Genomic DNA, 19,140 nt, shown 5'->3' with positions numbered 1-19,140 from the left:
ACCAGATCAGTGTTCAGACCACTGGATCGTGCTGAGGTCGATGCCGGCTTGAACCATGTCCCACAAAGGGCTCATGGCGCGCAGGCGGTTCACCACCTCGGTGACCTGGGCAATCGTGAAATCGATCTCTTCAACGGTGGTGAAGCGGCCGATGGAAAACCGCACCGAGCTGTGCGCGAGTTCGTCGCTGCGGCCCATGGCGCGCAGCACGTAGCTGGGCTCCAGGCTGGCCGAGGTGCAGGCCGAGCCGCTGGACACCGCCACGCCCTTGATGCCCATCAGCAGCGACTCGCCTTCGACGTAGTTGAAGCTGCAGTTGAGGTACTGCACGGCACGCTGGGTCTCGTCGCCGTTGAGCGCCACACAGTCCAGCTTCTGGAAGCTGGCCCAGAGGCGGTCGCGCAGGGTCTTGATGCGGGCGTTGTCGGCGGCCATGCTTTCGCGCGCCAGCCAGAAGGCCTCGCCCATGCCCACGATCTGGTGCGTGGCCAGCGTGCCCGAGCGCATGCCGCGCTCGTGCCCACCGCCGTGCATCTGCGCGTCGATGCGCACGCGCGGCTTGCGGCGCACGTACAAGGCACCGATGCCCTTGGGGCCGTAGAGCTTGTGGGCCGACAGTGAGAGCAGGTCCACCGGCAGCACGTCCAGATCGATCACCACCTTGCCAGCGGCCTGGGCGGCGTCCACGTGGAAGACCACGCCCTTCTCGCGGCACAGGGCGCCGAGCGCGGCGATGTCTTGAATGACACCGGTCTCGTTGTTGACCATCATCACCGAGGCCAGCACGGTGTCGGGCCGAATGGCGGCCTCGAAGACCGCGAAGTCGAGCAGGCCACTGGGGAGCACCGGCAGCACCGTGACCTCGTAGCCTTCGCGCTCCAGCTCGCGCATGCTGTCGAGCACCGCCTTGTGTTCGGTAGCGAGCGTGATCAGGTGCTTGCCCTTGGCGCGGTTGAAATGCGCCGCGCCCTTGATGGCGAGGTTGTTCGATTCGGTGGCGCCCGAGGTCCAGACGATTTCGCGCGGGTCGGCGTTGATCAGCGAGCAGACCTGTTCGCGCGCCAGCTCCACGGCCTCGTCGGCGGCCCAGCCAAAGGCGTGCGAGCGGCTCGCGGGGTTGCCGAAAAGCTCCGTCAAATAAGGAATCATCTTGTTCGCCACGCGGCGGTCCACCGGGGTGGTGGCGGCGTAGTCGAGGTAGACGCTGGCGGCAGAGCGGGTAGGGGCGGGATCACGGCTGCTGAGCGACATGGAGGACTCCAGAAAAAGTAGGGGGCCGCAACGCTTTCCGCAATTTCGGTGCCATGCCTTTTGATGCCCGTTCGCGACGTTTTTGGGCCCGCTTTGTTGGTTTTGTTGGCGTGCACCGCCGGTCGGTTTGACAGACCTGTCCGGTTTGTCGGAAAGCCGGGTGGCAGGCGACCGGCGGCGCTCGCAGCGGCGCCGCTGGTTCGGTTCTTGCGTGGGCCAGGTTCAGAAGGTGGTTTTTAGCGTCAGAAATCCCAGCGTTGGTGCTCACCGACCGCGCGAGACCCGACGTTGCCTTTCACAGGTCCTGCCTTGCACCTACCCGGAGCGCACCATGGTGATGAACGCACAAGTGACCGCAGCGCGGCGTGAGTTGAATGTGGTCTACGAGATCAGCAAGACGCTCGCGACCTCGCTCGATGTCCACAAAACCTTTCGCGAAGCCCTGAACTATTTGTTGCAGGCCCTGGACTGGCGCCGGGCGTTTGTCGTGGTGTCCCAACCGGGCTCCGCCGAGTTGCAAGGCCTGTGCGCCGTGGGCCTGAGCCAGGATGAGAGCCAGCGCCTGAAATTCCTGCCCGGCGAAGGCATCGTCGGCCGGGTGTACGCCACCGGCGTGCCGTACTCGGTGCCCGACCTGCGCGCCGAGCCGCTGTTCCTGAACCGCACCGGCGGCGCCGACCAGAGCCCCGGCGCCTGCGTGAGCATGCTGGCGGTGCCGATCCGCGCCGACCGGCGCACGGTGGGTGTGCTGGCGGTGGACTACCTGAACCCCGAGACCCGCAGCCACTTCGGCGACGAGCTGCAGCTGCTCAAGATGGTCGCCACCCTGATGGGCCAGGCGCTGCTGCTGCACCGCAGTGTCAGCGCGGCCCACGACAACATCCAGGACGAGGTGCGCCGCATGTCCAAGGCGCTCAACCACAGCGGCAAACCGGGCCACAAGATCGAGCACGTGGTGGGCACCTCAGCGCCGATGCTGGAGGTGTTCGACCAGGTGCACCAGGTGGCCCCGGCGCGCACGACCGTGCTGTTGCGCGGCGAGAGCGGCACCGGCAAAGAGGTGATCGCGCGCGCCATCCACAGCCTGTCGCTGCGCAAGCGCGAAGCCTTCGTGAGCGTCAACTGCGCTGCGCTCACCGAGTCGCTGCTGGAGAGCGAGCTGTTCGGTCACGAGAAGGGTGCATTCACCGGCGCGCAAGGGCAACGCAAGGGCCGTTTCGAAATGGCACACGGCGGCACGCTGTTCCTCGACGAGATCGGCGACATCTCGGCCTCGTTCCAGGCCAAGCTGCTGCGCGTGTTGCAAGAGCGCGAGTTCGAGCGGGTCGGTGGCGGCACGCCGGTGAAGGTGGACGTGCGCCTGATCCTCGCCACCAACCGCGATCTGGAGCGCATGGTGAAGGCGGGCGAGTTCCGCGCCGACCTGTACTACCGCATCAACGTGGTCAGCATCCAGCTGCCACCGCTGCGCGAGCGCCGCGAAGACATTCCGGCCATGGCCAAACATTTTCTGGAGCGCTTCAACCGCGAGAACGCACGGTCCACCCAGTTCAGCCCCACGGCCATGCGGGTGCTGAGCAGCTGCTACTGGCCGGGTAACGTGCGCGAGCTCGAGAACTGCGTGGAGCGCACCGCCACCATGGCGCACAGCGACGTGATCACCGACCTGGCCTTTCCCTGCCAGGGCAACCGCTGCCTGACGCAGGTGCTGCACCACATCGAGCGCGAAGACGCGGTGCGGCCGAGCCGGCTGACGGAGATCCCGATCCAGGAGCGGCCCATGGCGCCAGCCGGGGCCGAGGCCGCCGTGTCAACACCCATCGAGGTGTCGCCTGAGCCGGCCGCCGCCACGCCGATCGCCGTCGTCGATGGCAAGCCCGAAGGCGAAGCCGAGCGCCTGGTCTGGGCCATGGAGCGCAGCGGCTGGGTGCAGGCCAAGGCGGCGCGCCTGCTCAAGATCACCCCCCGGCAGATGGGCTATGCGCTGCAGAAGCACGGCATTGAGGTGCGGAAGTTTTGACCAGCGAATCCCAGCGGGGCACTTCGGGACGTGCCATGGCCGCAAGGCACGCGCCCCGTCATTGAACGACTGAACGGTTGTGCGGCAGAAGCCGCATTCGACGCCGGTTTTCGTCGCAGCCCCATGCGCTTCTGGCCGCTTTTCAGGCCACCTTGCACCCATCGCCCCCACGCCCGTCCCCCGGCTCGTTTTGGGGGCGCACCCATGCTGTCGAAGCCCTGGGTTCAAGCTGTTTGATGGAAATCCCTGCAATTTCCAGAAGTGCCCATGTTTGCCTGTGAAATGGCAAACCTATAGGGTTCACCCGATATTCCAAATGGCATGAGGTTCCAATATCCTCGGCAATCCCATTGGTTTGGGATTTTAATCAAATGAATAAATAAATGTAATTATCAGGAGATGTAATTGAGTCTAAAAATAAATACTTTTGGTGCCTTTTTTGGGGTGGTGTTCAAGCAGCGCCATTGGTCGCGCGCTTTCTGCCTTGTGGCCCTTGCCACCGCGGTGCAGGCCGCGGGGGCCGTGGAGATTCGTGTTGCCCATGCGCTGTCGGATGACTCGCACGTCGGCCGCGCGTTGACCAAGGCCGCCGAACGCATATCCCGGGAGTCGGCGGGCCGCCTGGTGCTCAAACCGATTGGATTGTTCCTGTTCACAAACCGCTGGCGATTCTCGATACGCCATTCCTGTTTGCGAGTCGGGAAGAGGCGCATGCCTTGCTGGATAGCAAGGTCGGCCAGGAACTGCTGGGAGGCGTCTCGGTGGGTGGCTTGGTGGGGCTTTCATTTTGGGAGCTTGGTTTCCGGAACCTGACCAACAACCTCCGCCCCGTTTCCCACCTGGCCGATCTTCAGGGGATGAAACTGCGCACGATGCCCACCGAGCTGGCCATCAGCACGTTCAAGCGACTGGGGGCCGACGCCAAGCCTCTGCCGTTTCCACAGCTTCGACCGGCGCTGGAATCAGGCGCTTTTGATGGGCAGGAAAATCCTTTGCCCACCATCGTTTCGGCAAAACTGCATGAGGTGCAGAAATACCTGACCATCACCAAGCACCTGTACGGCATCTACGGCGTGATGGCGTCGAAGAAGTGGTGGGACACGCTGAGCGAGGCGGACCGGACCATCGTTCGCGATGCACTGGTGGATGCCCGGCAGTTTCAGCGGGCGGAGTCGCAGCGGGCAACCGACGAGGCGCTGAAAGTCATCAAGGACGCTGGCGTCAAGGTTTCCGATCTTGAGATCGGTGAACGGGTGCTGATCGAACGTCGGCTGGAGCGCGTGATTGCGCCGATCGCTCAACAGGCCGGTCTGAGCCTCTGGATCAGCATGACCAATGAACTCAGCAAGATTCGGTCGGCAAGAAAATAGCCCTCGGGCTTGAATCGGTGCGGCTCACATCGGAAGGCAGTCCGGCCCCGCATCGGCGCATGCGCTGCTGCTTCAGGGCTTCGCAGGCGCTGGCCAGGCGCTTTTGCAAGAGGTACTCGGTGGGCGTGATGTCCAGTGAGGTGAAGGCCCTTTGCAGCTGGCGGCTCGACGCCTTGAGATCGACGGCCATGCGCTGGATGGTCAACTCGCTGTCGGTGTGGTTCGTATCGATGTAGGCCACCGCGCGTTCAAGCAAACGGGCACTGCCCACGTCCGCATCGATGCTGCGCGCCGGCGTGCCGTTGGCGAACAGCATGGACCCCAGCAAGTCGTACATAGCCTCGCCCAGGTAGCTGGGTCGTCCTGGTGGAGCAGTTACAGGGGGAGGGTGGCGCATTCGGCGCCGCTGTGCCCTTTGTCGCAACCCCGACGCGCCCACCGCGTTGTGCGTCGCCCCTGTCCCATATCCGACAACCGAAAAACCTCTGGATCTGTTGATTTAGAACGATTTTTCCGTGGCACGGATTTGGCTATAGGTCCCCTCATGCGGCCAAGTGTCGGACGCGAAAAGGGTTCCCATGCAAACCAGCGCAGCCAGTGGTTCATTGCCGGCCAAGACCTACATCGGCATCGGCCAGATCAAATCCTTGGGCGCCACGCCAGAACTGCCCGCCGCCGGTGGTGGCTGCGGCACCTCCGGCGGTGAAGGCAAAGCCAGCTGCGGCACGTCGGACGGACCGGACGACATGCCACAGGAAGTCTGGGACAAGGTCAAGAACCACCCCTGCTACTCCGAAGAGGCGCACCACCACTACGCGCGCATGCACGTCGCCGTGGCGCCGGCCTGCAACATCCAGTGCAACTACTGCAACCGCAAGTACGACTGCAGCAACGAGTCGCGCCCGGGTGTGGTGTCGCAAAAGCTCACGCCCGAACAGGCCGTGAAAAAAGTGGTCGCCGTGGCGAGCGAGATCCCGCAGATGACGGTGCTCGGCGTGGCCGGCCCGGGCGATGCGCTGGCCAACCCGGCCAAGACCTTCGACACCTTCCGCATGCTGCAGGAGCAGGCGCCCGACATCAAGCTCTGCCTGTCCACCAACGGCCTGGCGCTGCCCGATCAGGTCGACGAGATCTGCAAATACAACGTCGACCACGTGACCATCACCATCAACATGGTGGACCCGGCCGTGGGCGAAAAGATCTACCCCTGGATCTTCTGGAACCACAAGCGCGTGACCGGCTACGAGGCCGCGAAGATCCTGCACGAGCGCCAGATGCTCGGGCTGGAAATGCTCACCGCGCGCGGCGTGCTCACCAAGATCAACTCGGTGCTGATCCCCGGCATCAACGACGAGCACCTGATCGAGGTGAACCGCGAAGTGAAGAAGCGCGGCGCCTTCCTGCACAACATCATGCCGCTCATCTCCGAAGCCGAACACGGCACGGTGTTCGGCCTGACCGGCCAGCGTGGCCCGACCGCCTCTGAGCTGAAGGCCGTGCAGGACGCCTGCATGGGCGGCGCCAACCTCATGCGCCACTGCCGCCAGTGTCGCGCCGACGCGGTGGGCCTGCTGGGCGAAGACCGCTCGGAAGAGTTCACGCTCGACAAGCTGGAGCAGATGGAAGTGGTCTACGACCTGGACAAGCGCAAGAGCTACCAGGACAAGGTCGAGGTCGAGCGCCAGGCGCAACAGGCCGCCAAACATCAAGCCCTGGCCGCCGCGGCCAACGCCGTGGGCGTGGACGACGACCTGAAGGTGCTGGTCGCGGTCGCCACCAAGGGCGGCGGCCGGGTCAACGAGCACTTCGGCCACGTCACCGAATTCCAGGTGTTTGAAGTCTCGGCCGCGCAGGCCCTGTTTGTCGGCCACCGCCGCGTCGACCTGTATTGCCAGGGTGGCCACGGCGACGACGAGCAGCTGCCTTCGGTGGTCAACGCCATCAACGACTGCCACGCCGTGCTGGTCGCCAAGATCGGCGCCTGCCCGCGCGACGAGTTGCTGGCCGCCGGTGTCGAACCGGTGGACCAGTACGTCGGCGAGTTCATCGAAAAGGCCGCACTGGAGTGGTTCAACGACTACCGCAGCCGCATCGCCAGCGGCGCCATCACGCACCAGCCGCGCGGCGACGCGCAGATCCGCCAGGGCGCTTTCACCGGCGGCATCGCCGAAGCCGCCTGACCCTCATTTCCCCACGACGTCCCCCAGAAGGAGAGCCACCATGCCCATGAAGATCATCGCTTCCACCTGCACCGCCTGCTCGGCCTGCGAACCCGAGTGCCCCAACGTCGCGATCCGCGAAAAAGGCGGCACCTACGTCATCGACCCCAAGAAGTGCACCGACTGCGAAGGCCACTACGACGAGCCGCAGTGCGTCGCGGTCTGCCCCGTTGACGGCTGCATCGTAAAAGTCTGAACACCCCTGCGCCGCGCCTAAGGGCGCGTCACCCCCTCAAGGGGGCGCACCTGGCGGCCCGGCAAAGCCGGTTCCGCGGGTGCCCTTGGAAGGGCATCGCGGCGCTTGCAGTTGTTGCTTGAAACCAGACCTTTGTTCCCAATCCACAGAGACCACCACCATGCTGCCCAACATCGTCCTCAAGCCCGCCGCCGTCAAGTTCATTTCGCGCATCGTGCGCTTCTCCGGCCTGCCGGCGGGCGCGGGTTTTCGTCTGGCGGTCAGCCCGGGTGGCTGCTCGGGCTACAGCTCGGAATTCAGCGCCGAAGCCGCGCCCGGCCCGGGTGAGCAGGTGCTGGAGATCGAAGGTCTGCGCCTGTTCCTGGGGGCCGAGAGCCGCTTGATGCTCGAAGGCGTGATCGTCGATTTCGCCGACACGCCGACGCAGTCGGGCCTGACCTTCACCAACCCGAACCAGGCCGCTTGCGGCTGCAGCAGCGCTTCCACCGACAGCGCGCCCACCGTGGGGGTGACCAAGATCGAGATCGGCGCCATCGGGCGCGGCCGTCCGGCATCGCTGGCCTCCTGAGGCACGGGCCATGAACGCTGCCGTCGTCAACCTGGGGCTGGACGACGCGCTCGACGCGTTCGGCGCCGGTGCGATTGGCGGTGCGGTCAGTCCGGAGGTCGATGCGCTGATCAAAGAAGCGGGCCTTAAGCGCGACCAGCCTGAGGAGGCCCTGGCACTGCTGGAAAAGGCGAGGGCGCTGGCGCCCAGCCACCCCGGCCCGCTGATCGCGCTCTACCGGTTTCATTTCTACGGCCACGCGCTCGACAAGGCCCGTGCGGTGGGTGAAGACGCGCTGGCCATCGCACGCGCCGCGCTCGGCCCCAACTTTGGCGACCAGCCGCCCAACGACGACGCCCTGCGCCACGACCCGGCTGTGCGCTTTTACCTGTTCACGCTCAAGGGCCTGGCCTACCTGAACCTGCGCCTGGGCGACTTTGAAGAGGCGCGCCTGATGCTGGCCGCGCTGCGCCAGCTCGACCCGAAAGACCACCTGGGTGGCGCCTTGCTCTCGCACGTGCTGGCGCGCCGCGAGGCCGCCGACACGCCCGACGCAGTGGACCCGCTGAGCGCCTACCCGGTGCGCGGCTGGAGCGGGACTGGGGCCAAGTTATGAGCGCCGCGCCGGGCCGTTCCCAAGCAAGCTCGCACCGCAGCCCGCAGGGCGGAGGTCATACGGTGGCTGCGCTGAGCGACTTCATCGGCACCCGCGCCCCCGCTGGTGACATCGAGGCCTCGCACTGGCAGGGTGGCCCGGTGGACTGCAGCGCCTGCGAATACCAGGCCTTGCGCGAACGCCCGGCCGAACAGGGCTGCGAACCGGGACACGCCTGCATGCAGGACGTGTACGCGCGCCGCATCGACCGCTTCTTCCGCTGGCATCCGGAGCAGGGCGACCGCCAGCTCGGCCATGCGTACTTCGAGGTGCGCGCCATCGCCGCGCGCCACGCCAACGTGTTCCGCCTGGCCTCGCTGATGGACGACCCGGACGAAACCGTGCGCCTGCAGATCGCCCTGCGCCTGCCGCAGCAACTGCTCGGCCGCATGGCACACGACCCGCACCGCGAGGTGCGCATCCGCGTCGCCCAGCGCCTGGAAACGGCGGAGCTGGCCGCCATGCGCAACGACACCGATTACGGCGTTCGCGAATGGGTGGCGCGGCGCCTGCCGCTGGCGCTGTTGCCGACCATGGCGCGCGACCCCGACCGCGCCGTGCGCCTGATCGTGGCGCAGCGCCTGGAGATGCCTGCGCTGCAGATCCTGCTCAGCGACAAGTCGCCCGAGGTGCGCCGCACGGTCGCCGAGCGCCTGCCCGCGCCCCTGTTGCCGCGCCTGATGACCGACACCGACTGGCGTGTGCGCTGGGAAGTGGCGCAGCGCGCCGACCCGTCCCTGCTCGACCCCTTGCGCGAGGACGACGACCCCCTGGTGCGCCAGTGCGTGCTCGAACGCCAGGACACGCGCCAGGCCCTTTCACTGGTTCCGGGAGCGCCCCATGGCTGACATCAACCGCGACGACGCCGAGATCGAACTCGCTTTCCCTCCGCGCTTCCAGTACGGCGAACGCGTGATCGCGCGCTCCGTGGTGCGCAACGACGGCACCTACAACGGCAAGGACATCGGCGAGGTGCTGGTGAACAAGGGCGAGATCGGCTACGTCATCAACATCAACACCTTCCTGCAGCAGTTCTACATCTACGCCGTCGACTTCGTCGACTCCGGCCACCGCGTCGGCATGCGCGCCAAAGAACTCTGCACCCTGGACAACCTGCCCGACGAGGTGCTGGCGCAGCTCGGCGAGAAGGCCGCTTCCATCACCACCCTCGGCCAAGCCACACCCACCCACACCACCACCGCCACGGAGGCCCCATGAACGGCATTGAACCCCGCGAACCCGCCTACGCCTGGGGCCAGCGCGTGATCGCGCTGGACGACCTGATCAACGACGGCAGCCACCCCGAACGCGAACCCGACGCCCTGCTCGCCGCGCGCGGCACGGTGGGTGAGATCGTCAACATCGGCCACGCGCAGGACCTCAACGAACCGGTCTACCTGGTGCAGTTCCCCGGCTGTGTGGTCGGCTGCCTGGAGATCGAACTCGTGCCCGCCCCGGCCGGCCTCTTGCCCGAGACCGAAGACGAGCTGGCATGAACGCTGCCCGCGCACCGCGTGACCTGACGCTGCACCGCCTGGAGCGGGCGCTGAAGGAACGCGTGCGCTACCGCTTCGTGCAACCCACCGTGTTGATCGACGAGCAGGGCTACCGTGTTGAAAGCCCTTGCTGCTCGCGCAACGTGGACTCGAGCGGCGGCACCATAGCCATTGCCTTGCTGAAGCCGCCCGTGGGCGAGCACCCTTGCTGGACGCTGTGCGCACGCGACCACCAACAGCAAGCCTGGGTGGAGAAAGAGCGGGCCGACCAGATTGAACCCTTGCTGGACTTGCTCTGCTTGGACAGCGAACGCCAGTTCTGGCCATGATCTACCTCGACCACAACGCCACGACACCGCCCGCGCCCGAGGTGCTGGATGCGATGGGGCCGGTGTTTGTCACCGCCTGGGCCAATCCCTCGTCGCAGCACGGCCCGGGGCAGGACGCCAAGCGGGTGCTCGGCGCGGCCCGCGCCACGGCGGCCAAGGCGCTGGGCTGCAAGACCAGTGAACTCATCTTCACCAGCGGCGCCACCGAGGCCAACCACATGGCCTTGACCGGCCTGCTCGCGGCGGCCAAAGCGCAAGGCCGCGCCCGCCTGCTGATCGGCGCGGTCGAACACTCGGCGCTGCTGCGCCTGGCGCGTTCGCTGGCCGAGCAGGGCGTGCCCGTGGACTTCATGCCTGTGGCGCCCGAGGGGCGCATCGACCTCACCGCCGCTGCGGCCCTGATGGGCCCGGACCTGGCCGTGGTCTCGCTGATGGCGGCCAACAACGAAACCGGTGCGCTCATGCCCGTCGCCGAGGTTGCCGCCTTGGCCCACGCGGCCGGCGCACCGATGCACGTGGACGCCACGCAGTGGATCGGCAAGCTGCCGTTTTCATTTGCCGAATACCCGGCCGACGCGGTGTCGCTCTCGGCCCACAAATTCCACGGCCCCAAGGGCGCGGGCGCCTTGTTGCTGCGCCAGGGTTTGGCCTTCGTGTCGCCGGTGCCGGGCAGCCAGGAGCGAGGCCGCCGCGGTGGCACCGAGAACCTGCCGGCCATCGTCGGTTTGGCCGCGGCGCTGCAGCGCCTGGGCGATCTGCAGGACTCAGCCCAGCGCGTGGCCGGCCTGCGCGACGCGCTCGAACGCGGCCTGGCCGAACTGCCGGGCCTGCACGTGTGGTGCCAGGGTGTGCCGCGCCTGCCGGGTACCAGCTACCTGCGCTTTGGCCAGGTGGACGCCGACGTCGTGCTGCAGCGCCTCTCGCGCCTCAACGTGGCCGCCAGCAGCGGCGCGGCCTGTTCCTCGGGTGGCAGCGAGCCATCGCACGTGTTGACCGCCATGGGCGTGCCGCGCGACGAGGCGCTGTGCGCCATCCGCTTTTCGCTCGGCGATGAAACCCGCGCTGAAGACATTGCCTTGCTGCTGAACAGCCTGCCCGCCTTGCTCGAACCCTTGCTCAGCGCCGAAACCGCTGCGTCTTGAATTTTGTTTGCCTACTGGAGCCGATGATGAAAGTGATGATCCGCCGCGATGCCAAAGGTGTGCTGAGCGCCTATGTGCCGAAGAAAGACCTGGAGGAGCCCATCGTTGACATGGTGAATCCCGGCATGTGGGGTGGCCTGGTCACGCTGGGCAACGGCTGGCAGCTTGAACTGCCGGTCATGCCCGAAGGCACAACCCTGCCCATCACCGTCGAAGCGCGCCGCCTGGCCTCTTCGGTCTCCGAGGACTGAGCACCATGTCCATCAGCACCGAACACCTGCGCGCGGCCGGCGAACTCGTGGGCGCTGCCGCCACCCTGCGCGACGCGGCCTCGATCTGGCGTTCCCAGCACCCCGACATGAAGGTGGTGCTGGTCGATGCGATGGACATGCGCGACGAAAAACCGGCATTGCTGCTGGGCGCCCGCAAGGTCTACCTGGCCACTTCCAACGGCCATTGCTGGAGCGTGACCGAGCAGCCCGAAGAAGCCGATGCATTGATCCTCACCCAGGAGTGAACATGACCCCCACGCTTGTCACTCCGTGTACTGCGCTGCCCCCCGAGGGGGCTGTGCTTGCTTGGGGCGGCCCTGCGCTTCGCACCTTTTCAACGAGTTGAAAATCATGGAAATCGATGCCATCTCCCTCTACGAGCCCGAGTGCGGCGAGCGCGAGATTGAACTCGTCACCGCCGTGCTGAATTCGGCCCGCTGGGGCGATGGCCCCATGCTGGAATCGTTTGAGCGCGCCTTCGCCGGCTGGGCCGGGCGCCGCCATGCGGTCGCGGTGGGCAGCGGCACCCTGGGCACCTGGATCGCGTTGCGCGCCTACGGCATCGGCCCGGGCGACGAGGTGGTCTGCAGCAGCCACGCCTGGCACCAGGTGGCGCAGGCCATCACGCTCGCGGGCGCCACGCCGGTGTTCGCCGACATCAACTACTGGACCGGCTGCCTGAGCCCCGAGAAGGCCGCGCTCAAGATCACGCCGCAGACCCGGGCCATCCTGGCCGGCAACACCAACGGCCACCCAGCCGACTGGGACCCATTGCGTGCGCTCGCCAAAGCGCACGGCATCCACCTGATCGAAGACAGCACCGAAGCCCTGGGCTCGCGCTACAAGGGCCAGACCGTGGGCAGCTTCGGCGACGTTTCGGTGTTCGACTTCTCGCAGCCCTCGGCCCTGTGCACCGGCGAGGGCGGCATGCTGGTCACCGACGACGACGTGCTGGTGCACGAGCTGCGCTACCTGCGCCAGCGCCGCGTGAGCGACCGGCACTCGGTCTCGGTCGGTTCGCGCGTGCCGCTGCAGGCCGGCATGAGCGAGATGACCGCCGCGCTCGGCCTGGCCCAGCTCGCCAGCCTGGACGACCGGCTGCTGGAGCGCAAGCAGGTGGAGCTCTGGTACCACGAACAGATGCAGAGCTTCGAGGGCGTGAAGCCGCCCTACCTGGCCGAGAACGTGGACGAGGTGCACTGGATGCTCTACGTGGTGCACCTGGGCAAACGCTTCACCGCCAGCGCCCGCGCGCAGATGGTGGACGACATGGCGTCCAGCGGCGTCGAGACCGCCGCCTACAGCCACCCGCTGCACCAGCAGTTCTATTACATGAACGCAACCGAGTCCATCGGCCAGCAGCGAGGCCTGCTGCGCGACACCGACCGCATCGGCGACCGCGCCCTGGCCCTGCCGCTGCACACCCAGATGGACGCGGTCCAGGTGCAGTACATCGTCACGACGCTCAAAGACACGGCCACCAACGTCGGTGCCGGCGCCGCCATTTACCTCTAAGGAAAACCCATGACCGACCTGATCCAAGACATCGCCAGCCGCCTCGACGCCGGCAGCGTCATCCCTTACATGGGCCCGGACATGTTGTCGCTGTGTGAACCCGGCAAGGTGCCGGCCACGCCGCTGGACCTGGCGACCTTCATGACGGCCAAGGTCAGCGTGCCGCACAAGGTGCGCCACCGCCTGACGCAGGCGGCCCAGTTCATCGAGAACTTCAAGCACCGCAAATCGGTGGTGCACCTGATGAACGAAGCCTTTGCCAGCTCGCCCGAGCCTTCGGCCCTGCAGCTGGCCCTGGCGGGCAGCAACGCCGGCCTCTGGGTCGACACCTGGTACGACGACACCATGCTGAACGCGCTGACCCGGATGCGTGGTGGCAATGGCTGGAACCAGGTGCAGGGCCTGTCGCAGTCCGAACATTTCGGCCAGTGGACCGGCGCCTACGACGCCCAGGGCCAGGCGCTCGAAGACCTGCCCGTGGCGCCCACGCACTACAAACCCTGGGGCGGCCACAGCCCGGCCGGCAACTATCTGGTGTCCGACAGCGACTACGTCGAGGTGCTGACCGAGATCGACATCCAGACCCCCATCCCCGCCGCCGTGCAGGCCTGGCGCACCGGCCGCAGCTTCCTGTTCCTCGGCTGCCGTTTCGACGACCAGCTCACGCGCTGCTTCGCGCGCCAGATCATGAAACGCTCCAGCGACCTGCACTGGGCCGTGTTGCCCAACGAGCCCACCCGCATGGAAGCGCGTTTTCTCCAAGAGCAGGGCATCAGGCGCATCAACATGCCGCTGGCCGATTTTTCGGCGGCGTTCATTGACGCGATGCAGCCAGCACTGGCCGCCTGAGCCACTGACTTTTCCCGTTTCCCAACCCCCAGCCATGAGGCCACAACCATGACCACGATCACCGTCCTTCCTTCCGGCAAATCCTACGAAGTCGCCGCCGGCACCACCATCCTCAAAGCCCTGCTCGGCGTCGGCGAGCCGGTCATGAGCAAATGCGGCGGTGACGCCAAGTGCGAGGCCTGCCACGTCTTCGTCACCAGCGGCCGCAAGAGCCTGTCGCGCATCCAGCCGAAGGAGAACGAAAAGCTCGACGGCATGGTCGGCATCGGATCGGCCTCGCGCCTGGCTTGCCAGGCGGTGCTGGGCGAAGACCCGATCACGGTCGAGCTCTTGATGACAACGTAAGCACCCCCCGCGCGCCTGCGGCGCACCCTCCAGGGGGCAACACCTGCGGCCCGGCAAAGCCGGTTCCGCGGTGTTCCCGGTTGGAAGGTGTCGCGCGCCGCTGTGCTCGCTACTGAGTGAGGTTCCTGTATGGCCCATCTGCTGCAACTTCCTACCCAGAACGTGGCCGACGTGTTGGTGGTCGGTGCGGGCCTGTGTGGCCTGGCGCTTACCCGCAGCCTGGTCGCGCGCGGCCTGAGCGTGACCCTGCTCGAAGCGCGCGAGCGCATCGGCGGTCGGGTGCTGACCCGCACCGATGCGCAGACCGGCCAGACGCTCGACCTGGGCGCCACCTGGTACTGGCCCGAGACCGAGCCGCGCATCAGCGCGCTGCTGGACGAGCTGGGTCTGGCCTCGCTGGCCCAACACGATCCGGGCGACTCGCTCTGGCTCACCGACCCGAATCGCCAGCCCGAGTGGCGGCAGGAAGAGGGAGGTGTGCACGCCGGCGCACGGCGCATCCAGGGTGGCGCGGCCCGGCTCGTGGACGCGCTGGCCGCCGATCTGCCCGATGGCTGCCTGCAACTCGGCAAGCCCGTGCGCGTGCTGCGTGACCGCGGTTCCCACATCGAAGTCATGCTGGAGACCGGCGCACCGCTGCGTGCGCGCCAGGTCGTGCTGGCGCTGCCGCCGCGCCTGGTGCATGACCGCATGCTGTTCGATCCACCCATGCCGGCGACGGTCTGGGACGCGATGGAAAACACCGCCACCTGGATGGCAACACACGCCAAGGTCCTGGTCGCTTTTGACCACGCCTTCTGGCGCGAAGCCGGGCAGTCGGGCAACGCCTTCGTGCGCCACCCGCAGGCCGTGCTGGGCGAGGTGTTCGACGCCTGCGACGACGCCAACGGCGCAGCGCTGGGCGGCTTTGTGGCGCTGAACCCGGCGCAGCGCGAGCACTTCCAGCGCGGCCTGCCGCTGCTCATCGACAGCCAGCTCGCGCAGCTCTACGGCCAGGCCGCGCAGAGCGGCCGGCTGCAGCTGCAAGACTGGTCGCTGGAGCCCTGGACCTGCAGCGACACCGACCGCGCCACCCCGCCCGAACCGCCGCTGGCCGACCCGCTGCTGCGCCAGCCGCTGTGGAGCGGCCGGGTGTTTCTGGGCGGCAGCGAAACAGCGGCACACGGTGCGGGCCACATGGAAGGCGCGCTCGAAGCGGCCGACCGCATCGCCCACGCGCTGCTGCGCCAGAAGGCGCCCACCGCCGTCACTCGCGAGCCTGTGGCCCAGGACCGCGAAGCAGCGCTGAAAGCCTTTGCCGAGGGCGTGTCCGCGCGCGCCGCCGCCGCACCCGACCAGTACCGCCGCCACCTCACGCGCCTCCTCTCCAGCCAGCAACGCGATCTGCTCACGCAGCGCGCGCTGCTGGCGACGGTGGACCGCGTCTACAGCGAGAGCCTGGCGCAGATCGACGCGCTGTTGCCGGCGCTCGACGCCGCCGACGCCGCGGTGGCGCAAGGCCAACACGCGCTCACGCCCCAGCTGTTGGCACCGTTCGCGGGCTGGAACAAGGGCTTGCTGCAGGCCGCGCTGGCCTTCAACGCCGGCTGGTGTGCGCTGTCGAACTTCGCGCAAGACCAGGCACCCGACGCCGAGACCCAGCGCGCCATCACGCTCGACCTGGCCGCTGCCTGGCGAGAGTTCGCCATCGAGCTCAACACCCGGTTGCTGCAAGCCCAACCCATGGCGCTCAGCGCCTGAACGATCATGAGCCAACCCATGTTGCACAGCGCCTTGTTGGGCCTGATCCAGGGCGCCTGCGAATCGGTGCTGATCCTGGTCGAACAGTTGCCGCGCGAGGAGTTGATGCGCTCGCGCCTCACGCGCGCCGAGGTGCAGCGCCAGCTCGCCACCCTGGCCGCCAGCGTGGCGCAGATCGAACCCGAGCAGCGCGCCACCATGCCCGAACTCGACTGGTGGGGTTGGGCGCTGATGCAAGTGCAACTCGCCGGCCCACCCGGCGAAACCCTGGACGAAGCCCTGTGGTTCGCCAGCCAGTCGCTGGTGCCCGCGACGCTGCTGTGGTTGCGGGTGTACCGGCAGAGCCAGCCCGAGCTGTTTCGCATGAGTCTGGCTTGAAGGCGTTGGCACTCTCTCTGGGTGAGCCGTCGATCTCACTCGTGGCACCTCGCGTGCCAAGGCGTGTGCGCTCAGGCCGCAGCGCTTGAGTGAAGCGGTCGGCGCTGCGCACCGACTGCCCTGCGATGCTCGCGGCCGTGGCCACGTCGCCAAACTCGCGCCGTTCGCTGCGCTCTCTCTGCTCAGACATGGCGACGAATCAGTTGACGAAGCGCGCTGCGCGCGCGGCCACGGCCACTGCGCTTCTCGGCGCCTCACAAGGCGCGCTGCGGCCTGAGCGCACACGCCTTGGCAACCAAAGGTGTTGGCGTGCCACCGTTGGAACACCCACACGTTGGTTGCTGCGGCAGGCGCTGTGCGGTGGGGGCGATTTTCCGGGGTGGCTGTGTGCGCCCGTCTGGGGCCGGGCGCGCAAGTGCGCGCATCGTTGTCTGACTCGCGGCCATTGTTTGAGCAGAGAGAGCGCAGCGAACGGCGCGAGTTTGGCCGCGCCGGCCCCAGACGGGCGCACACAGCGAAGTCGGCGCAGCCGACCACCCCGGAAGCCCCCACCACACAGCGCCTGCCGCAGCACGCGAACCGCCACGAACGACATCTGCGCTCAACCAAAAAACACAGAGAAAGAAACAAGCCTTCTCTTCCAAAAGCTGGCCCACGTTTTGCAAACCAGACCCACAAACCACGCAAACGTGGACGTTGTGTAGCAAAGCACACAACGCTGTCGTGAGATCCGTTGTTTATGTCGTGATCGATACAGGAGCCCGTCATGCCCCAACCGTTGTACAGCCCGCTACCCAACGCCTGCCCCGCGCGTGGTCAGGCGCCGGTGGCGTGGATGGAAGAACTGCCGTCCGACCTGGTCGGATTGGTCGTGGCGCCGGTGAGCTTTGCTGTCGAGCAGGAACACGAGATCGCGGCCGACCGCAGCCTCGGCCTGGACGCCGAAGGCCAGGCCTGCTTCTGCGCTTTCCGCTATGTGCAGACGGCGCTGCGCTCGGACGACGACGAGATCTTTTACGAGGCCCCGGTCTACGCCGAAACCGTGACCGCCTGGCGCCTGCCCGACAACCGCTGGCTCGCCAGCCACAAGGTGATCAACCGCTTTGGCGCTGGCGCCGTCATTCCCCGGCTCTCGCTTAGCAGGGGCATGCCGCGATGAACGCCGCGTTCCGCGAGGTCGGTTTGGTTGGCGCCGTCGAGCGCCAGGCCTGGCTGTTCGATTTCATGCGCTCGCTCGACCGCTCGGAGCTGTCCGAGCGGGAGCGCAAGGCCTGCTGGACCTGGGCCGTGGCCTGGTCGCTGTGCATGACCTCGCAGTCGGCTCAGCGCGCGCCGCGCTACCCCTATGAGTGGGTGTTGCGCCAGGTGCGCCACCCGGCCCTGCGTGGCTGCCGCTGAAAGGACATGAGCATGCGATCAGACCGGCACACCGACCAGCACACTGCCCGCCTTGAACAAGGCCACAGCAGCCTCGCCAGGCTTCAGGCCCAGCTCGGAGACCGCCTCGTTGGTGACCACGGCGACCAGCTTCGAGCCGCCGGCCAGCGTGAGCGTGACCTGGCTGTTGATGGCTCCCGCGTGGATGGCACTGACCGTTCCATTGAGCTGGTTGCGCGCGCTGAAGCGGTACTCTGGCGCGCCGCTCATCAGGCTGACCCACGGCGCCTTGATGACCGCGATGGCCGGGCTGCCCACTTTCAAACCCAGCGACACCACGCTGGCCTCGGTGAGCGTGGCGACGATGCTGTCGCCTCCGGGCGTGGTGATCACCACTTCGGCGTGGATCGGGCCTTCCTTGATGGCCGTGACCGAACCCTTGAAACCATTGCGTGCGCTGATGGGCATGGAGAACTTCCTTGTATGTTGGGATGGACGCCGGAGGTGGCGTCTGTGGGCAGTCTGTTTGAAGGCGCTGTGTTTTTTCAAGCCCAGCGCCGTTTCTGGGCGCGCTGCTGGGGCCTGGTGACAGGCCGGAGACGAGCATGAAAAACACGGGCACGCCCCTGATGGGCAAGCTGATGATCGACACCGCCATGGGCAGCTTCCTAGGCGACAAGCGCATCCGCCTGCTCGAAGCCATTGCTGCACACGGCTCCATCCTGCAGGCCGCCAAGGCCGTGCCCATGGCCTACAAGGCTGCGTGGGACGCGGTTGACGACATGAACAACGTGGCGCCCGAGCCGCTGGTGCTGCGCGCCACCGGCGGGCGCCACGGCGGTGGCAGCGAGCTGACCGCGTTTGGCCGCCGCCTCATTGCTTTCTACCGCGCGCTGGAGCAGGAGTCGCAGGCCGCGCTGGCGCGCCTGAGCGGCCAGCTCGCGCAGCGCGGTGAACCCGACATCGCCGAATTCCGCCAAGTCCTCCGGAGGCTCACCATGAAAACCAGTGCCCGCAACCAGTTCGCCGGCCCCATAGCCGCCATCCGCTCCGGCGTGGTCGAGAGCGAGGTCATCTTGAAGCTGGGGCCGTCGCTGGAACTGACCGCCATCGTCACCAACGAGTCGGTGCAGAACCTCGGCCTGGCCGAGGGCCGCGACGTGTTGGCCTTCGTCAAGGCCTCGTCCATCGTGTTGATGGTGGAAGAAGAGGGCGCGCGCGTCTCGGCCCGCAACCGCTTCCGCGGCCTGGTGCAGAAGATCCACCACGGCCCCGTCAACACCGAGGTCACGCTGGACCTGCCGGGTGGCCACCACGTGCTCACCGCCGTGGTCACCGACCCGAGCGTGGAGCGCCTGGGCCTCGCGGTGGGCCAGCCGGCGACCGCGATCTTCAAGGCCTCCAGCGTCTTCCTCGTCTCCACCGATTGATTTCTTCTT

24 protein-coding genes are annotated in these 19,140 nt (G+C 66.9%); 21 read left to right on the top strand and 3 right to left on the bottom strand.

The features are described from left to right. Positions 1-6 precede the first annotated feature (6 nt). Positions 7-1,251 (bottom strand): IscS subfamily cysteine desulfurase, encoded by a 1,245-nt coding sequence (locus B0E41_RS20965; protein WP_077334085.1) that lies wholly within the window; start codon positions 1,249-1,251, stop codon positions 7-9. Positions 1,252-1,582: 331 nt separating this feature from the next. Here B0E41_RS20965 and nifA point away from each other — a divergent pair, with 331 nt between their 5' ends. Together nifA and B0E41_RS20955 are read left to right on the top strand one after the other, a co-directional pair. Further along, a complete protein-coding gene (gene nifA, locus B0E41_RS20960) occupies positions 1,583-3,271 on the top strand; it encodes a nif-specific transcriptional activator NifA (RefSeq protein WP_253195059.1) in 1,689 nt (562 codons plus the stop codon). 599 nt (positions 3,272-3,870) lie between these two features. Beyond that, a complete protein-coding gene (locus tag B0E41_RS20955; RefSeq protein ID WP_077334083.1) occupies positions 3,871-4,641 on the top strand; it encodes a DctP family TRAP transporter solute-binding subunit in 771 nt (256 codons plus the stop codon). On the opposite strand, the gene B0E41_RS20950 is transcribed toward B0E41_RS20955, so the two are convergent. Then, the gene (locus tag B0E41_RS20950; RefSeq protein ID WP_077334081.1) at positions 4,613-4,978 is read right to left on the bottom strand and encodes a helix-turn-helix transcriptional regulator; all 366 of its coding nucleotides are present in this window, start codon (positions 4,976-4,978) and stop codon (positions 4,613-4,615) included. The genes B0E41_RS20955 and B0E41_RS20950 overlap by 29 nt on opposite strands. A gap of 241 nt (positions 4,979-5,219) precedes the next feature. Here B0E41_RS20950 and nifB point away from each other — a divergent pair, with 241 nt between their 5' ends. The 18 genes from nifB (at position 5,220) to B0E41_RS20860 (ending at position 17,722) form a co-directional block, all read left to right on the top strand. After that, positions 5,220-6,821: a nitrogenase cofactor biosynthesis protein NifB gene (gene nifB / locus B0E41_RS20945; RefSeq protein WP_077334079.1), complete on the top strand. Its 1,602-nt coding sequence runs from the start codon at positions 5,220-5,222 to the stop codon at positions 6,819-6,821. A 40-nt stretch (positions 6,822-6,861) separates the two neighbouring features. After that, positions 6,862-7,056 carry a 4Fe-4S binding protein gene (locus tag B0E41_RS20940; RefSeq protein ID WP_077334077.1) on the top strand — a complete coding sequence of 65 codons (195 nt, stop codon included), beginning with the start codon at positions 6,862-6,864 and terminating at the stop codon, positions 7,054-7,056. A 160-nt stretch (positions 7,057-7,216) separates the two neighbouring features. Further along, positions 7,217-7,624 carry an iron-sulfur cluster assembly accessory protein gene (locus B0E41_RS20935; RefSeq protein WP_077334075.1) on the top strand — a complete coding sequence of 136 codons (408 nt, stop codon included), beginning with the start codon at positions 7,217-7,219 and terminating at the stop codon, positions 7,622-7,624. A 10-nt stretch (positions 7,625-7,634) separates the two neighbouring features. After that, positions 7,635-8,219, top strand: coding sequence for a hypothetical protein (locus B0E41_RS20930; protein WP_077334073.1), 585 nt, complete (start codon positions 7,635-7,637; stop codon positions 8,217-8,219). Further along, positions 8,216-9,106 carry a 4Fe4S-binding leucine-rich repeat protein gene (locus tag B0E41_RS20925; RefSeq protein WP_077334071.1) on the top strand — a complete coding sequence of 297 codons (891 nt, stop codon included), beginning with the start codon at positions 8,216-8,218 and terminating at the stop codon, positions 9,104-9,106. The genes B0E41_RS20930 and B0E41_RS20925 overlap by 4 nt, the downstream gene beginning before the upstream one ends. Next, a complete protein-coding gene (locus B0E41_RS20920) occupies positions 9,099-9,476 on the top strand; it encodes a nitrogen fixation protein NifZ (protein ID WP_077334069.1) in 378 nt (125 codons plus the stop codon). The genes B0E41_RS20925 and B0E41_RS20920 overlap by 8 nt, the downstream gene beginning before the upstream one ends. After that, positions 9,473-9,754 (top strand): nitrogen fixation protein NifZ, encoded by a 282-nt coding sequence (locus B0E41_RS20915; protein ID WP_077334067.1) that lies wholly within the window; start codon positions 9,473-9,475, stop codon positions 9,752-9,754. Before B0E41_RS20920 ends, B0E41_RS20915 begins: the two co-directional genes overlap by 4 nt. Then, positions 9,751-10,083 carry a hypothetical protein gene (locus B0E41_RS20910; protein ID WP_077334065.1) on the top strand — a complete coding sequence of 111 codons (333 nt, stop codon included), beginning with the start codon at positions 9,751-9,753 and terminating at the stop codon, positions 10,081-10,083. The genes B0E41_RS20915 and B0E41_RS20910 overlap by 4 nt, the downstream gene beginning before the upstream one ends. Continuing rightward, positions 10,080-11,225: a cysteine desulfurase family protein gene (locus B0E41_RS20905; RefSeq protein WP_077334063.1), complete on the top strand. Its 1,146-nt coding sequence runs from the start codon at positions 10,080-10,082 to the stop codon at positions 11,223-11,225. Before B0E41_RS20910 ends, B0E41_RS20905 begins: the two co-directional genes overlap by 4 nt. Positions 11,226-11,251: 26 nt before the next feature. Next, positions 11,252-11,476, top strand: coding sequence for a putative nitrogen fixation protein NifT (gene nifT / locus B0E41_RS20900; RefSeq protein WP_077334061.1), 225 nt, complete (start codon positions 11,252-11,254; stop codon positions 11,474-11,476). 5 nt (positions 11,477-11,481) lie between these two features. Further along, positions 11,482-11,742, top strand: a complete 261-nt coding sequence (locus B0E41_RS20895; RefSeq protein ID WP_077334059.1) for a hypothetical protein — start codon at positions 11,482-11,484, stop codon at positions 11,740-11,742. Between the two features lie 106 nt (positions 11,743-11,848). Beyond that, positions 11,849-13,012, top strand: coding sequence for a DegT/DnrJ/EryC1/StrS family aminotransferase (locus tag B0E41_RS20890; RefSeq protein WP_077334057.1), 1,164 nt, complete (start codon positions 11,849-11,851; stop codon positions 13,010-13,012). A 9-nt stretch (positions 13,013-13,021) separates the two neighbouring features. Then, complete coding sequence (locus B0E41_RS20885) at positions 13,022-13,861, top strand: SIR2 family protein (RefSeq protein WP_077334055.1); 840 nt, start codon at positions 13,022-13,024, stop codon at positions 13,859-13,861. Positions 13,862-13,909: 48 nt separating this feature from the next. Beyond that, entirely contained in the window at positions 13,910-14,206 is a 297-nt protein-coding gene (locus B0E41_RS20880) for a 2Fe-2S iron-sulfur cluster-binding protein (RefSeq protein WP_077334053.1), read from the top strand. 129 nt (positions 14,207-14,335) lie between these two features. After that, positions 14,336-15,946 (top strand): NAD(P)/FAD-dependent oxidoreductase, encoded by a 1,611-nt coding sequence (locus B0E41_RS20875; RefSeq protein ID WP_077334051.1) that lies wholly within the window; start codon positions 14,336-14,338, stop codon positions 15,944-15,946. Positions 15,947-15,964: 18 nt separating this feature from the next. Beyond that, entirely contained in the window at positions 15,965-16,324 is a 360-nt protein-coding gene (locus B0E41_RS20870; RefSeq protein ID WP_171984838.1) for a hypothetical protein, read from the top strand. Between the two features lie 766 nt (positions 16,325-17,090). After that, positions 17,091-17,483 (top strand): hypothetical protein, encoded by a 393-nt coding sequence (locus tag B0E41_RS20865; RefSeq protein ID WP_077334047.1) that lies wholly within the window; start codon positions 17,091-17,093, stop codon positions 17,481-17,483. Then, entirely contained in the window at positions 17,480-17,722 is a 243-nt protein-coding gene (locus B0E41_RS20860) for a hypothetical protein (RefSeq protein WP_077334045.1), read from the top strand. The genes B0E41_RS20865 and B0E41_RS20860 overlap by 4 nt, the downstream gene beginning before the upstream one ends. 18 nt (positions 17,723-17,740) lie before the next feature. Here B0E41_RS20860 and B0E41_RS20855 read toward each other — a convergent pair whose 3' ends face one another. Further along, positions 17,741-18,169, bottom strand: coding sequence for a TOBE domain-containing protein (locus B0E41_RS20855; protein WP_077334043.1), 429 nt, complete (start codon positions 18,167-18,169; stop codon positions 17,741-17,743). 137 nt (positions 18,170-18,306) lie between these two features. On the opposite strand from B0E41_RS20855, the gene B0E41_RS20850 reads away from it, so the two are divergent. Beyond that, the gene (locus B0E41_RS20850) at positions 18,307-19,131 is read left to right on the top strand and encodes a TOBE domain-containing protein (protein WP_077334041.1); all 825 of its coding nucleotides are present in this window, start codon (positions 18,307-18,309) and stop codon (positions 19,129-19,131) included. Positions 19,132-19,140: the final 9 nt, after the last annotated feature.

The sequence above is a fragment of the Hydrogenophaga sp. A37 genome (assembly GCF_002001205.1).
Taxonomy (GTDB): Bacteria; Pseudomonadota; Gammaproteobacteria; order Burkholderiales; family Burkholderiaceae_C; genus Hydrogenophaga.
The sequence above is the reverse complement of the archived record's forward strand: the minus strand, read 5'-3'. Positions and strand labels throughout refer to the sequence as shown.

What these genes read in the sequence shown, in the direction of transcription:
- B0E41_RS20885 (WP_077334055.1), top strand. Translation starts at nt 13,022, where the DNA reads ATGACCGACCTGATCCAAGACATCGCCAGCCGCCTCGACGCCGGCAGC.
- B0E41_RS20870 (WP_171984838.1), top strand. Translation starts at nt 15,965, where the DNA reads ATGTTGCACAGCGCCTTGTTGGGCCTGATCCAGGGCGCCTGCGAATCG.
- B0E41_RS20880 (WP_077334053.1), top strand. Translation starts at nt 13,910, where the DNA reads ATGACCACGATCACCGTCCTTCCTTCCGGCAAATCCTACGAAGTCGCC.
- B0E41_RS20890 (WP_077334057.1), top strand. Translation starts at nt 11,849, where the DNA reads ATGGAAATCGATGCCATCTCCCTCTACGAGCCCGAGTGCGGCGAGCGC.
- B0E41_RS20935 (WP_077334075.1), top strand. Translation starts at nt 7,217, where the DNA reads ATGCTGCCCAACATCGTCCTCAAGCCCGCCGCCGTCAAGTTCATTTCG.
- B0E41_RS20875 (WP_077334051.1), top strand. Translation starts at nt 14,336, where the DNA reads ATGGCCCATCTGCTGCAACTTCCTACCCAGAACGTGGCCGACGTGTTG.
- B0E41_RS20950 (WP_077334081.1), bottom strand. Translation starts at nt 4,978, where the DNA reads ATGTACGACTTGCTGGGGTCCATGCTGTTCGCCAACGGCACGCCGGCG.
- B0E41_RS20850 (WP_077334041.1), top strand. Translation starts at nt 18,307, where the DNA reads ATGAAAAACACGGGCACGCCCCTGATGGGCAAGCTGATGATCGACACC.
- B0E41_RS20930 (WP_077334073.1), top strand. Translation starts at nt 7,635, where the DNA reads ATGAACGCTGCCGTCGTCAACCTGGGGCTGGACGACGCGCTCGACGCG.
- B0E41_RS20965 (WP_077334085.1), bottom strand. Translation starts at nt 1,251, where the DNA reads ATGTCGCTCAGCAGCCGTGATCCCGCCCCTACCCGCTCTGCCGCCAGC.
- B0E41_RS20915 (WP_077334067.1), top strand. Translation starts at nt 9,473, where the DNA reads ATGAACGGCATTGAACCCCGCGAACCCGCCTACGCCTGGGGCCAGCGC.
- nifB (WP_077334079.1), top strand. Translation starts at nt 5,220, where the DNA reads ATGCAAACCAGCGCAGCCAGTGGTTCATTGCCGGCCAAGACCTACATC.
- B0E41_RS20895 (WP_077334059.1), top strand. Translation starts at nt 11,482, where the DNA reads ATGTCCATCAGCACCGAACACCTGCGCGCGGCCGGCGAACTCGTGGGC.
- B0E41_RS20920 (WP_077334069.1), top strand. Translation starts at nt 9,099, where the DNA reads ATGGCTGACATCAACCGCGACGACGCCGAGATCGAACTCGCTTTCCCT.
- B0E41_RS20905 (WP_077334063.1), top strand. Translation starts at nt 10,080, where the DNA reads ATGATCTACCTCGACCACAACGCCACGACACCGCCCGCGCCCGAGGTG.
- B0E41_RS20865 (WP_077334047.1), top strand. Translation starts at nt 17,091, where the DNA reads ATGCCCCAACCGTTGTACAGCCCGCTACCCAACGCCTGCCCCGCGCGT.
- nifA (WP_253195059.1), top strand. Translation starts at nt 1,583, where the DNA reads ATGGTGATGAACGCACAAGTGACCGCAGCGCGGCGTGAGTTGAATGTG.
- B0E41_RS20860 (WP_077334045.1), top strand. Translation starts at nt 17,480, where the DNA reads ATGAACGCCGCGTTCCGCGAGGTCGGTTTGGTTGGCGCCGTCGAGCGC.
- nifT (WP_077334061.1), top strand. Translation starts at nt 11,252, where the DNA reads ATGAAAGTGATGATCCGCCGCGATGCCAAAGGTGTGCTGAGCGCCTAT.
- B0E41_RS20855 (WP_077334043.1), bottom strand. Translation starts at nt 18,169, where the DNA reads ATGCCCATCAGCGCACGCAATGGTTTCAAGGGTTCGGTCACGGCCATC.
- B0E41_RS20940 (WP_077334077.1), top strand. Translation starts at nt 6,862, where the DNA reads ATGCCCATGAAGATCATCGCTTCCACCTGCACCGCCTGCTCGGCCTGC.
- B0E41_RS20910 (WP_077334065.1), top strand. Translation starts at nt 9,751, where the DNA reads ATGAACGCTGCCCGCGCACCGCGTGACCTGACGCTGCACCGCCTGGAG.
- B0E41_RS20925 (WP_077334071.1), top strand. Translation starts at nt 8,216, where the DNA reads ATGAGCGCCGCGCCGGGCCGTTCCCAAGCAAGCTCGCACCGCAGCCCG.